10 protein-coding genes and 2 pseudogenes are annotated in these 11,955 nt (G+C 70.8%); 4 read left to right on the forward strand and 8 right to left on the reverse strand.

All coding sequences use genetic code 11. The features are described 5' to 3' along the window. From B2P18_RS08130 to B2P18_RS08160, 8 genes and pseudogenes are all read right to left on the reverse strand, one after another. A pseudogene (locus tag B2P18_RS08130) lies at positions 1 to 226 on the reverse strand (hypothetical protein); the annotation flags it as partial. 73 nt (positions 227 to 299) lie between these two features. After that, positions 300 to 1,118 carry a hypothetical protein gene (locus tag B2P18_RS08135; RefSeq protein WP_286957962.1) on the reverse strand — a complete coding sequence of 273 codons (819 nt, stop codon included), beginning with the start codon at positions 1,116 to 1,118 and terminating at the stop codon, positions 300 to 302. Between the two features lie 156 nt (positions 1,119 to 1,274). Next, a pseudogene (locus B2P18_RS18885) lies at positions 1,275 to 1,337 on the reverse strand (zinc-ribbon domain-containing protein); the annotation flags it as partial. A gap of 13 nt (positions 1,338 to 1,350) precedes the next feature. Continuing rightward, a complete protein-coding gene (locus B2P18_RS08140) occupies positions 1,351 to 1,809 on the reverse strand; it encodes an antitoxin (protein ID WP_286957964.1) in 459 nt (152 codons plus the stop codon). A 173-nt stretch (positions 1,810 to 1,982) separates the two neighbouring features. Next, positions 1,983 to 2,819, reverse strand: coding sequence for an MOSC domain-containing protein (locus tag B2P18_RS08145; protein ID WP_286957968.1), 837 nt, complete (start codon positions 2,817 to 2,819; stop codon positions 1,983 to 1,985). After that, the gene (locus tag B2P18_RS08150) at positions 2,816 to 3,547 is read right to left on the reverse strand and encodes a carbonic anhydrase (protein WP_029211856.1); all 732 of its coding nucleotides are present in this window, start codon (positions 3,545 to 3,547) and stop codon (positions 2,816 to 2,818) included. The genes B2P18_RS08145 and B2P18_RS08150 overlap by 4 nt, the downstream gene beginning before the upstream one ends. Continuing rightward, positions 3,544 to 5,274 carry a fumarate hydratase gene (locus B2P18_RS08155; protein WP_286957972.1) on the reverse strand — a complete coding sequence of 577 codons (1,731 nt, stop codon included), beginning with the start codon at positions 5,272 to 5,274 and terminating at the stop codon, positions 3,544 to 3,546. The genes B2P18_RS08150 and B2P18_RS08155 overlap by 4 nt, the downstream gene beginning before the upstream one ends. A gap of 82 nt (positions 5,275 to 5,356) precedes the next feature. Further along, complete coding sequence (locus tag B2P18_RS08160) at positions 5,357 to 6,415, reverse strand: LacI family DNA-binding transcriptional regulator (protein ID WP_029211858.1); 1,059 nt, start codon at positions 6,413 to 6,415, stop codon at positions 5,357 to 5,359. A 224-nt stretch (positions 6,416 to 6,639) separates the two neighbouring features. On the opposite strand from B2P18_RS08160, the gene B2P18_RS08165 reads away from it, so the two are divergent. The 4 genes from B2P18_RS08165 to B2P18_RS08180 all read left to right on the forward strand — a co-directional run bounded on the left by B2P18_RS08165 (position 6,640) and on the right by B2P18_RS08180 (position 11,579). After that, on the forward strand, positions 6,640 to 7,989 hold the full coding sequence (locus tag B2P18_RS08165; RefSeq protein WP_286957980.1) for an ABC transporter substrate-binding protein: 1,350 nt from the start codon (positions 6,640 to 6,642) through the stop codon (positions 7,987 to 7,989). Next, the gene (locus tag B2P18_RS08170; RefSeq protein ID WP_029211860.1) at positions 7,986 to 9,149 is read left to right on the forward strand and encodes a carbohydrate ABC transporter permease; all 1,164 of its coding nucleotides are present in this window, start codon (positions 7,986 to 7,988) and stop codon (positions 9,147 to 9,149) included. Before B2P18_RS08165 ends, B2P18_RS08170 begins: the two co-directional genes overlap by 4 nt. Positions 9,150 to 9,211: 62 nt before the next feature. Continuing rightward, positions 9,212 to 10,060, forward strand: a complete 849-nt coding sequence (locus tag B2P18_RS08175) for a carbohydrate ABC transporter permease (RefSeq protein WP_029211861.1) — start codon at positions 9,212 to 9,214, stop codon at positions 10,058 to 10,060. A 214-nt stretch (positions 10,061 to 10,274) separates the two neighbouring features. Next, positions 10,275 to 11,579 (forward strand): ABC transporter substrate-binding protein, encoded by a 1,305-nt coding sequence (locus B2P18_RS08180; RefSeq protein WP_286957984.1) that lies wholly within the window; start codon positions 10,275 to 10,277, stop codon positions 11,577 to 11,579. The last annotated feature ends 376 nt before the right edge of the window (positions 11,580 to 11,955 follow it).

Here is an 11,955-nt window from a genome sequence, read left to right on the forward strand (position 1 = left end):
GCGGCGGGGTGGGGTCGGCGGTGGGGGGGCCGGGGGGGGGGGGGGGGGGAGTGGGCTCGGTCGGGCCGGGTGCCGGGGTGCCGCCCGGCTCGCTCGCCGGGGCGCCGACCGGTGCCGCGGGCATGCCGGGGGTGGTGGGTGCGGTGGGGACGCCGGGCGCGGTGGGCTCCGTGGGGACGGGCTGGGTCGGCTGCGGCTGGGTGGGGTCGGTCGGGGGCTGGGTCATCGGATCCTCCGTGGTGGGTTGATGGGTGATGGCTGATGAGTGGCGGGTGCGGACGGTGAGGCGTGAGGGCGGGTCAGCCGACGACGGCCTCGCCGCCGTAGAGGAAGACCAGCGCGCCCGTGCTGCTGACGCACTGCGCGGGCTGGTCGTCGGTGCAGAGCAGGCGGACGTTCGCGTCGCGGGCCTGGCTGTAGGCGGTGACGGTGGTGGTCGAGCCCGCTCCGCCTGCGGCGACGTACGCACGCTGCACCGCGACGGCGAACGCGCAGGACGTGCGGTCGTTGCCGGCGGCGGTCGCGGCATACGGTCCGGTCCCGGTGCGGGCGCACTCGCGACCGGTGATCCTGGCCGCCGGGTAGGCCGCGGCCGTCGTGGGCGCGCTGGTGACGGGGGAGGACGACGCGGAGCCGGTGGGACCGGTGGTGCCCGAGCTCGCGCCGGACGTGCCGTCGGTCGGGGTCGGGCTCTCGGTGGCGCTGTCGGTCGGGCTCTCGGTCGGGGAGGCGCTCCACGACGAGGTGGGCGAGGGCGACGCGGTGTCGTCCTGGCCGCCGGAGAGCAGGCCGAAGCCGAGCACCGCACCGGCCAGCGTCAGGAGCACCGGGATGGCCAGGACCAGCAGGATCAGGCGCAGGAGCATCCCGCCGCAGCCCGGCCCACGCCGGACCTGACGACGGTCGCCGTAGCCGCCCGGGTAGCCGGGACCGCCGCCCTGGGGCGGGAACTGCTGGGGTGGGAACTGTTGGGGCGGGTACTGCTGGCGCTGCTGACCGGGGTACCCGGCATACGGTCCCTGCTGCTGACCGGGGTAGGGCCCGCCCTGCGGGACCTGCTGCCGGGTGCGGCCGCGAGGCTGGCTCGGGGGTCGCTGGCGCGTCGGTCGCTGGGGCACGGGCACGACCTGCGGGCGGGGACGCTGCTGGCGAGGACTGCCGGCAGGAGCGGGCCCGGGGCCGGGACTCGGGGTCGCGCCGGTCGCTGGGCTCGATCCCTTCGGCGGGGCCGAGGGGGCAGGCGCCGCGGGCGGGGGCGTCGCCAGGACCATCTCGCCGCAGGACGGGCAGAAGGTCGCGCCCTCGGAGATCGCGGCGCCGCAGTGGGGACAGCTCATCGTCGGCTCGGCCTCAGGAGGTCCGGGTCCACTGGCCGTCCGGCCCGCGGTGCCAGCCTTCCTTGGGCTTGTCGGGTGCCGGGGTGGGAGTGGTGGAGGGGGGCGTCGCCGGGGTGGAGGGCGAGGTCGGGGCGACAGGAGGAACCGATGACGACCCTGCGGCCGCAGTGGCCGCAGCGGACGACGGGGACGCCGGGGACGCGGGTCCGCCGGCGACGACGTCGACACCCTTCTCGACCCAGCCCTTGGCGGACTCGACCTGCGAGTGGTACTTGCGACCGGTCTTGTCGTCGACGGTCCGCACGAGCTTGTCCAGGGCGCCCGAGATCTTGCCTCGGTTGGCCTGCGTGGTCTGGGCGACCTGGGCGCGAGCCTGAACGACCGCGTCCTTGGCGCCGTGCAAGAAGGTGTCGAGCGGGGAGCCGGAAGGGCCGGGCTGCTGGGGCGAGGTGCCGGTGGGTCCGGTGGTCATCGGGTCTCCTGGGGGAGGTGGGTGGGACGCTGACTGCCTCACCTACCCCGGTCAGGGGGTGCGCTATCCCCACCGAACACCTCCACCCTCCCGACTCCCTGAGTGCTTGGTCCACGGATGGTGCACGAAACCCTCACGATCCTGGGGGGGAGGGAGGAGGGAGGAGGGAGGGGTCAGGGGAGCGGGGTGACCTCGTCGCCGACGCGGAGGGTGCCGGTGCCCTCGGGGACCAGGTTGACGCCGAAGACCAGCCGCCCGTCGATCGCGTTGCGCTCGGCCAGGGTCTGCAGCGGCTCCTTGGTGCGGCCCAGCGACGTCGTGTCGTAGGTCGTCATCACGCAACGACCGCAGTGCTTGGCCATGCGGAAGGTCATCTCGCCGATCCGCACCCGGTCCCAGCCCTGCTCCTCGAGCGGCTCGCCGCCGTCGACGACCACGCTGGGCCGGAACCGGTCCATCGTCAGCTCGACCCGCGGCTCGCCGCGCCGGTCGGTGCTCTCGTCGACCCACTCCTGCAGCCGCCCCAGCGAGGGGGTGCTGGTCAGCAGCAACGGGAAGCCGTCGGAGAAGGTCACGGTGTCGCCGGGCTCGGCATACCGCTGGTCCACCGGCCGGAAGGTCGGGTCGTCGCACCACACGAGGTGCAGGCCGGTGCGGCCGAGGTAGTCCTCGAACCACGCGCTCGCCTCGGGCGACGCCTCCCGGCCACGGACGGCCGCGCCCCAGACGACGCCCTCGCGATGCTCGCCCTGGTCCGGGACGCTCACCTCGAGCGGGTCCACCGCCCCGGCCGTATGCCGAACCACCAGCGCCCCGTCGTGCGTCCGGTGCTCGGCGCGGAGCAGGAGCAGGGTGGGGGCCTCGCGGGCGCTGATCATGCGACCGTCGTCCTCCAGCAGCATCCAGCGGCGGTCGTGCCGGATGCTCCAGTGCTCGACGACGGCCTCGGGCACGGGCACGCCGCCGGCGGACTTCAACGGGTAGTAGGCCAGGTCGGTGACCCGGGTCATGCGCCGACCCCGGGCGCCGTGCCGCCGCCAGGCCCCGTGCCGACCCCGGGCGCCACCCCGACCCCCGGCGCCACGTCGATCCCGGGACGCGCGTCGCCGATGTCGCCGAGGTGGGCGATGTAGCGGACGTCCCCGTCCGCGAGGCGGTAGTTGATGCCGACGATGGCGAGCCGGCCGTCCTCGACGAGCTGCTGCAGCAGCGCCGACCGCTCGGCGAGCATGTTGACGGTGCGTCGCACGTGCCAGGCGTTGACCTCGTCGGGGGTGGCGTCGGGGCCGGCGCCGTGGGAGGAGCGGGCCTGGATCACCGAGGGCATGACCTTCTCGACCAGGTCTCGGATGTAGCCGCCGGGGATGGTGCCCGTGTCGGTCGCCTCGATCCCGGCCTTGATCGCGCCGCAGGTGTCGTGGCCCATGACGACGATGAGCGGGGTGCCGAGGACGCCGGGGCCGAACTCGACGGTGCCGAGGACGCACGGGTCGAGCACGTGGCCCGCGGTGCGGACGACGAACAGGTCGCCGAGGCCCTGGTCGAAGATCATCTCGGCGGCGACGCGGGAGTCCGAGCAGCCGAACAGCACCGCGAAGGGCCCCTGCCCGGCGGCGAGCTCGGCGCGGCGGTCGACGTCCTGGTTGGGGTGCTCGCGACGCCCCGTCACGAACCGGGCGTTGCCCTCGACCAGCTGCTGCCAGGCCTCGGCAGGGGTCAGGGTGGTCCGCTCGGTCATGCGTCGACGTCCGCGCGGGTCGTGATCGTCATGACGGTGGGCTTGGCGAACTCGGCGAAGAAGTCGTCACCCTTGTCGTCCACGACGATGAACGCCGGGAAGTCCTCGACCTCGATGCGCCACACGGCCTCCATCCCGAGCTCGGGGTACTCCAGCACCTCGACCTTCTTGATGCAGTCCTGTGCGAGGCGGGCGGCGGGGCCGCCGATGGACCCGAGGTAGAACCCGCCGTGCGCCTGGCAGGCGTCGGTGACCTGCTTGGAGCGGTTGCCCTTGGCGAGCATGACCTTGGACCCGCCCGCGGCCTGGAACTGGTCGACGTAGGAGTCCATCCGGCCGGCCGTGGTCGGGCCGAAGGACCCGGACGCCATCCCGTCGGGCGTCTTGGCGGGTCCGGCGTAGTAGACGGGGTGGTCCTTGAGGTACTGCGGCATGTCCTCGCCGGCGTCGAGGCGCTCCTTGATCTTGGCGTGCGCGATGTCGCGGGCCACGACCAGCGTGCCGGTGAGCGACAGCCGGGTCTTGACGGGGTGCTTGGTCAGCTCGGCGAGGATGTCGTCCATGGGGCGCGACAGGTCGATCTCGACGACGTCGGGACGCGCAGCACCGTCAGCCCCAGGGCCGCCGTCAGCCCCACCCGCCACACCCTCGAGCAGGTGCTCGTCGGTCGTGTCGGGCAGGTAGTGGCCGGGCTCCATCTCCAGCTGCTCGATGAACACGCCCTCGGCCGTGATCTTGCCGCGGCACTGGCGGTCCGCCGAGCAGGAGACGGCGATGGCGACGGGCAACGAGGCGCCGTGGCGGGGGAGCCGGATCACGCGCACGTCGTGGCAGAAGTACTTGCCGCCGAACTGCGCGCCGATGCCCTGCTTGCGGGTGAGCTCGAGGACGCGCTCCTCCAGCTCGAGGTCGCGGAAGCCGCGGCCGGTCGCGGCGTTGCCGGTGGTGGGCATGGTGTCGAGGTACTTCGCGCTCGCGTACTTCGCCGTCTTGAGGGCGAACTCGGCGCTCGTGCCTCCGATGACGATGGCGAGGTGGTAGGGCGGGCAGGCCGCCGTGCCGAGCGAGCGGATCTTGTCGTCGAGGAACCTCATCATGGCGTCCGGGTTGAGGATCGCCTTGGTCTCCTGGAAGAGATAGGACTTGTTGGCCGAGCCGCCGCCCTTGGCCATGAAGAGGAAGGAGTACTCCGTCTCGTGCCCGCGCTCGGTGTCGGCATACAGCTCGATCTGCGCCGGCAGGTTGTTGCCGGTGTTCTTCTCCTCGAACATCGAGACCGGGGCGTTCTGGGAGTAGCGCAGGTTGAGGCGGGTGTAGGCGTTGTAGACGCCGCGGGCCAGGGGCTCCTCGTCGACGCCGTCGGTGACGACGTGCTGGCCGCGCTCGCCCTTGACGATGGCCGTGCCGGTGTCCTGGCACATCGGGAGCACGCCGGAGGCGGAGATGTTGGCGTTCTTGAGCAGGTCGAGGGCGACGAACGTGTCGTTGTTGCTGGCCTCGGGGTCGTCGAGGATCCTGCGGAGCTGGGCCAGGTGGGCCGGTCGCAGGTAGTGGGCGATGTCGTGCATCGCGGTCTCGGACAGCAGGGTGAGCGCCTCGGGCGCGACCTTGAGGAACTGTCGGCCGCCGGGGCCCTCGACCAGCTCGACGCCCTCGGAGGTCAGCTTGCGGTAGGGGGTCTCGTCGGTGCCGTGCGGCAGTAGGGCCTCGTAGGCGAACTCGGGCATGGTCGTGCTCCTGCTCCTCGATCCAGCTGCGGTGGGCCGACCCTCGCCCTCGTCGGTGAGCGGCGGCCTGTCGCCCTCCAGCCTAGGCCGGGGAGCTGCCGTATGCCGCCCCGGGGCGGGCCACGGACGCGCGGGGCACGGCGGGGCACGGCAGGAGCGTGCGCTCCGGCAGCGCCCCCACCGTCCCGTGCACGAGCGCCTCGGCCGCGAGCCGCCCCATGTCGTAGAGGGGGAGCCGCACCGTCGTCAGCTGCGGGGTCAGCTGCTGGATCACCGGCTCGTGGTCGTCGTAGCCGACGACGGACAGGTCGTCGGGGATCCGCAGCCCCGCCTCGGCGGCCGCGAGGTAGACACCGAGGGCGATCCGGTCGTTGCCGCACACGATCGCGGACGGCCGGTCGGGCCCGGCCAGCAGCTCGCGGGCCAGGGCGTAGCCCGAGTCCACGTAGTAGAAGCCCTCGCGCACCACGACGTCGCCGGTGCTGGTCGGGACGCCCAGCTCCTCCAGCTCGGCCAGGAAGCCGTCGATCCGCAGGGGCGTCGCCCAGGCGCCGGCGTGACCGCTGAGGTAGGCGATGCGGCGGTGGCCATGCTCGGCCACGAGCCGGGCGGCCTCGCGCCCGCCGAACTCCTCGTCGGGGAGGAAGCACGGCCCGCGCCCGGCCGGGTCGAAGCAGTTGGCGAGGACCCAGGGCAGGTTCGGCATACGGTCCGGCAGCTCGATCCCCCGGGTCCCCGAGCAGGTGATGACCAGGCCGTCGACCTGGCGGTCGGCGAGCTCCTCGATCGCCGATTGCATGCCGTGGGGCCGCCGCCCGGTGTGCGTGACCAGCAGCACCGTGCTCTCGCTCCAGGCGAGGTCGTGCGCGCCGTTGACGGTCTCGCCCGAGAAGGCCTCCATCGCCGGCTCGTCCACCACCACGCCGATGGTGCCGCTGCGCTTGCGGCGCAGCCCCTGCGCCGTGCGGTTGGGGCGGTAGTCGAGGTCGTTGACGGCCTGCAGGACCCGCGCCCGGGTGGCGGCGCTGATCGTCTGCTTGGAGTCGGGGTTGAGCACGAAGGAGACCGTCGTCGCGGACACCCCGGCCCGACGTCCCACGTCGGCCAGGGTCGGTCGCCGGCCACCCCTGCGTAGCTCCATAGCGGGCAACGTTAACCATGTTGATCGTTCAGCACATCGTTCGAGCGGGCGATGTCACAGGTTCGTTGCATTGCGTTCAGCCCGTTGACGGGGGGAGCGCGCGCCACCACTATGGGGTCACTAAAACGTCAAAGGCCGCTCGCAGCGTCGCGTGCACCCGGAGCCCCAGGCTGCCGGGTCCCGGCTCGGCACACGGCCCGGGACCTAGGGATGAGGAAGTCCAAATGCGTGTGCGCAAGCTCTCCACGGCGGCGCTCCTGTGTGGCGTCGTCGCGATGTCGACGAGTGCCTGTCTGCAGAACCCCCAAGGCGGTGCGGGTGGTGAGGGCGGTGGCCTCTCCGGCACCGTCGACGGGGGGACGGCGGACGGCGACAAGACCGTCACGATCCTCGGTGCCTTCGGTGGCGACGAGGAGAAGTTCTTCGTCCAGTCGCTGCAGAAGTTCCAGCAGGAGACCGGCATCAAGATCCAGTACACCGCCGACACGGACTTCACGACGACCATCAAGTCCAAGGTCGGCTCGGGCGACTCGCCGGACATCGGCCTGTTCCCCCAGCCGGGTGGTCTGCTCGAGATGGCCGGGCAGAACAAGATCCAGCCGATCGACACCTACCTCGACTACGACAAGCTCGACAGCACGCTCGTGTCGGGCTTCATGGACTCCTCGCGCTACAAGGGCCGCGTCTACGGCGCCCCCATGCGCATGGCCGTGAAGTCGATCGTCTGGTACCCCAAGGCCGCCTACGACAAGGGCGGCTTCAACAAGGAGCCCAAGACGATCCAGGAGCTCTACGGGGTCGCCGACAAGATCAAGGGCACGGGCGTCGCCCCCTGGTGCGTGGCGTGGAACTCCGACCAGGCCACCGGCTGGGTCGGCACCGACTGGCTGGAGGAGTACATGCTGCGCATGTACGGCCCCGAGGTCTACGACCAGTGGACCTCGCACGAGATCCCGTTCAACGACCCGCGCGTCGTCAAGGCCCTCGACGAGATGGCCAAGATCCTCAAGGCCCCCGGCAGCGTCTACGGCGGCACGCAGGCCATCCTCAACACCAAGTTCGGCGAGGCCATGACCCCGGCCTTCGCCACCCCGCCCAAGTGCATGCTGCACCGCCAGGGCAACTTCGCCACGACGTTCTACCCCAAGAACGTCCAGTCCGATCTCGACAACCAGGTCGGCACCTACCCCTTCCCGCCCTACCAGGGTGGGTATGACGGGAAGCCGATCCTCGGCGGCGGCGACCTCGCGGCGCTGTTCAACGGCAACGACCCCGACGCCAAGAAGGTCATGGAGTTCCTCGCGGGCGACAAGTTCGGCGCCGAGTGGGCCAAGGCCGGCGGCTGGCTCAGCCCGCACAAGACCTTCGACATGAAGAACTACCCGAACGAGACGACGCGCAACGTGGCCAAGATGGCGACCGAGGCCGACATCTTCCGCTTCGACGGGTCGGACCTCATGCCCAAGGAGGTCGGCTCCGGCAGCTTCTGGACCGGCATGGTCTCCTGGGTCAACGGCAGCAAGACCTCGCAGCAGGCCGCTGACGAGATCGAGAAGAGCTGGCCGAAGTCATGAGCACCGCCGTCACCGAACGCCCGGCGGGGCACAGCGCCTCGCCGCACAGCGCTCCCAAGGTCGACGACGGCCGGCTGAAGCCGGGCCGCCTCGTCCTGGGATTCCTGGGCATGGTCGTCGTGGTCTGGCTCATCGCCAACCTCTTCCTGGCCTTCGCCTACTACCCCCAGTGGTTCCTCAGCAGCAAGATCATCATCGGTCTGCTGGCCCTGGTGGCCGGGGTGGGTGGCGCCGCCATCCTCTTCTACTTCCTCAACATGTTCGTCGAGGCCCTGCCGCGCCGGCTGTCGGAGGGGCTCATCCCCTACGCCTTCCTGCTGCCGGGCTTCGGGCTCATGTCCCTGATGCTGCTGTACCCGACGGTCCAGACGCTCGTGTACTCCTTCGCCAACAAGGACAGCACCGCCTGGGTGGGGTTCGACAACTACCGCAACGTGATCGCGGACCAGGAGTTCCGCACGTCGATCTTCAACAACTTCCTGTGGCTGCTGATCGTCCCCGCCACCACGGTCGCGCTCGGCGTGATCGTGGCCGTGCTGGCCGACAAGCTCTCGCCGCAGGGGGAGAAGATCGCGAAGTCGGCGATCTTCCTGCCCATGGCGATCAGCTTCGTCGGCGCCTCGGCCATCTGGTACCTCGTCTACGCGTGGAACGCCGAGGGTTCCTCGCAGACCGGTCTGCTCAACGCCGTGGTCACGGCCTTCGGCGGCACCCCGCAGACCTGGCTGCAGATCTCCAGCGGTCGCCTCAACTCGCTGCTGCTGATGGTCATCCTGATCTGGCTGCAGGTGGGCTTCGCGATGGTGCTGCTGGGCTCGGCCATCAAGGGCGTCCCGGACGACACCCTCGAGGCGGCCCGCATCGACGGCGCCAGCGAGTGGCAGATCTTCTGGAAGGTCATCATCCCGCAGATCTGGGGCACGATCCTGTCGGTCTTCATCACGACCGTGATCCTCGTCCTCAAGGTCTTCGACATCGTCTACGTCCTCACCAACGGTCGCGACAAGACCAACGTGATCGCGAACCTCTTCTTCAACGAGATGTTCGCCAACAGCGACTCCGGCAAGGCCTCGGCGATCGTCGTGATCCTGCTCGCGCTGATCATCCCCGTCCTCATCTACCAGGTGAAGATGTTCCGTGAGCAGGAGGCCAACCGATGAGCACGAGCACCATGGCGGCTCGCACGACCGAGCCCCAGCAGGTGACCCGCGCCAAGGGCACCATGAAGGACGGTCGCCGCCGCAGCATCGTCTCGATCGTCACCCTGACGATCCTCGGCCTGATGTGGTGCCTGCCGACCCTGGGCCTGCTCGTCACGTCCTTCCGGACCCGTGACGACGCCGCCACCTCCGGCTGGTGGACGGCGCTGCTCAACCCGTTCGGGCAGGGCTGGACGCTGTCGAACTACTCGACCGTGTTCACCCAGGCCGACATGGGCAACGCCTTCATCAACTCCCTGGTGGTGGCGATCCCCGCGACGATCATCCCGATCATGTTCGCGGCGTTCGCGTCCTACGCGTTCACGTTCATGGACTTCCCGGGCAAGGACGTCCTGTTCATCATCATCGTGGCGGTCCTCGTGGTCCCGATCCAGGTGGCCTTCCAGCCGCTGCTCGACCTGCTCGGGCCCCGTGGCCTGGGGATCTCGGGGCAGTACATCGCGGTCTGGCTGCTGCACACCGGGTTCGGCATGCCGCTCGCGATCTACACGCTCCGCAACTACATGAGCACCCTGCCGCGCTCCATCGTGGAGTCCGCCAAGATCGACGGCTGCGGTCACTTCCAGACCTTCTGGAAGCTCGTGGCGCCCATGTCGATGCCGGCCATCGCGGCGTTCGCCACCCTGCAGTTCCTGTGGGTCTGGAACGACCTGCTGATCGCCAAGCTGTTCCTGAAGTCCGAGAACACCACGGTGATCGTCAAGCTCCAGGGTCTGCTCGGCACGCAGGGCCAGGGCCAGGAGCTGCTCACCGCCGGCGCGTTCATCTCGATGATCGTGCCGATGCTCGTGTTCGTCGTGCTGCAGCGCTTCCTGGTGCGCGGCATGACGTCGGGCGCGGTCAAGGGCTGAGCCGGAGCGTATGCCGGGGCCACGGCCACGCGGCGGTTCCGGCATACGGCCGGTGCAGGGCTCGCATCCTCTCGAGGGTGCGGGCCCTGCCCCTGTCCGCCGTCAGGTGCCGGCTCGGCGGGTGCTCGCTCATCACGTGCTGGCCTGTCAGGCCGGGGCTTGTCGGTGCTCGCGAGTAGGGTCGGTCGCGACGGGTCGAGAAAGGGAGCTGCCGATGCGGGCGCGTGGTGTTGTCGGTGTCCTGGCGCTGCTGACGGGACTGGTCACGGGCGCCGCCGGGTGCTCCGAGGGGGCCTCGGTCGAGACCGCCCGGGGCGGCTCCACGATCGAGGTGATGTACGCCTTCTCCGGCAGCCAGGCCACGGGCTTCAAGGAAGCCGTGGACGCGTGGGCCGGACGGCACGACGTGCAGGTCAGCTACTCCGGCAGCGACGACCTCACGACCGACCTGCGGGCGCGCATCGCGGCGGGCAACCCGCCCGACCTGGCCGTGCTGCCGCAGCCGGGGCTGGCCGTCGAGCTCGCGCGCGAACGGGCGGTCGAGCCCCTCGACGACGTGCTGCCGATCAGCCGCGTGGCGTCCGGCATGGTGCCCGGCATGGTCGCGCCGCTGCAGACGGGCGGCCGCACCTACGGCATCCCCGTGGCCATGAACGTCAAGTCCCTGCTGTGGTACGACCGGCACGCGCTGCACGCGGTCGACATCGATCCGCCGCAGGCGATGGACGACCTCGCGGCGGCTGGCGACCGGCTGCGCGACCACGGCAGCACGCCCTGGTGCCTCGGCATCGAGGACGGCGCCAACAGCGGCTGGGCCGGGACCGACTGGATCGAGGAGCTCGTGCTCAAGGGCGCCGGGCCCGAGGTCTACGACGGGTGGGTCGCCGGGCGCGTGCCGTTCTCCGACGAGCGGATCAAGCAGGCCTTCACGACGTATGCCGAGGTCGTGCAGCACGACGCGGTGGAGGGCGGCGGACCGGCGGCAGCCCGACGGGACGTCCGTCACGCCGCCGACGGGCTCTTCGCCGAGCCGCAGCGGTGCGCTCTGCTCAAGCAGGGCAGCTATGTCACGCAGCAGGGCTTCCTGCCAGAGCGGGTGCGCACCGCCATCGACCAGACCACCTCGGTCGTCGCCTTCCCCACGGGCGACAACGACGCGATCGAGGTCGGGGGCGACAGCGCGGTGCTCCTGCGCGGGCACGACCCGGCAGCGCGCGACCTGGTCCGCTACATGGGCTCGGACCCGCGCTTCGGGGCGGACTGGGCGGGCTCGGAGGACCGCGGATTCATCTCTCCTCGTGAGGACTTCGACCTCGAGCGCTACGCCAGCACCACGACGCGCAAGATCGCGTCGGCGGCCTACCAGGCGCAGACCGTGCGCTTCGACGCGAGCGACCAGATGCCTCCGGCCCTGGGGTCTGGGGCGTTCGCGCGCGGCATGGTCGGGCTGACCGCCGGCACGGTCACGGTGGACCAGCTCGTGGCGCAGCTGGACGCCGCGAGGGCCAAGAAGGGCTGACGGACCGCAGGCCGACGCAACGGCCGCCAGCGCGGCGCCGGACCGGGTGCCGGTCTCCTCCACAGAGCCGCTGACCTCGGAGCCACTGGCCCACGAGGACGTCTTGACGCTGCGGGCCGACCCGAACTGAGCTCCCGGCTCACGAATGGTCGCCTGTGGCGCCTGGAACCCCCTCCGGGCGACGCGAAGTGAGCTCCGGGCTCACGAATGGTCGCCTGTGGGGCCTGGGCCCCTGTCCGGACGGCGCGAACTGAGCTCCGGGCTCACGAATGGTCGCCTGTGGGGCCTGGAAGCCTCTCCGGACGACGGGAACTGAGCTCCCGGCTCACGAATGGTCGCCTGTGCCGCTTAGAAACCCCTTCCGGGCGACCCGAAG

The organism is Arsenicicoccus sp. UBA2120 (assembly GCF_002330965.1).
GTDB classification, from domain to species: Bacteria; Actinomycetota; Actinomycetes; order Actinomycetales; family Dermatophilaceae; genus Arsenicicoccus; species Arsenicicoccus bolidensis.

Excerpts from the sequence above, each read along its gene's own strand:
- B2P18_RS08175 (WP_029211861.1), top strand. The coding sequence starts at position 9,212 with ATGAAGGACGGTCGCCGCCGCAGCATCGTCTCGATCGTCACCCTGACG.
- B2P18_RS08140 (WP_286957964.1), bottom strand. The coding sequence starts at position 1,809 with ATGACCACCGGACCCACCGGCACCTCGCCCCAGCAGCCCGGCCCTTCC.
- B2P18_RS08165 (WP_286957980.1), top strand. The coding sequence starts at position 6,640 with ATGCGTGTGCGCAAGCTCTCCACGGCGGCGCTCCTGTGTGGCGTCGTC.
- B2P18_RS08155 (WP_286957972.1), bottom strand. The coding sequence starts at position 5,274 with ATGCCCGAGTTCGCCTACGAGGCCCTACTGCCGCACGGCACCGACGAG.
- B2P18_RS08170 (WP_029211860.1), top strand. The coding sequence starts at position 7,986 with ATGAGCACCGCCGTCACCGAACGCCCGGCGGGGCACAGCGCCTCGCCG.
- B2P18_RS08150 (WP_029211856.1), bottom strand. The coding sequence starts at position 3,547 with ATGACCGAGCGGACCACCCTGACCCCTGCCGAGGCCTGGCAGCAGCTG.
- B2P18_RS08160 (WP_029211858.1), bottom strand. The coding sequence starts at position 6,415 with ATGGAGCTACGCAGGGGTGGCCGGCGACCGACCCTGGCCGACGTGGGA.
- B2P18_RS08180 (WP_286957984.1), top strand. The coding sequence starts at position 10,275 with ATGCGGGCGCGTGGTGTTGTCGGTGTCCTGGCGCTGCTGACGGGACTG.
- B2P18_RS08145 (WP_286957968.1), bottom strand. The coding sequence starts at position 2,819 with ATGACCCGGGTCACCGACCTGGCCTACTACCCGTTGAAGTCCGCCGGC.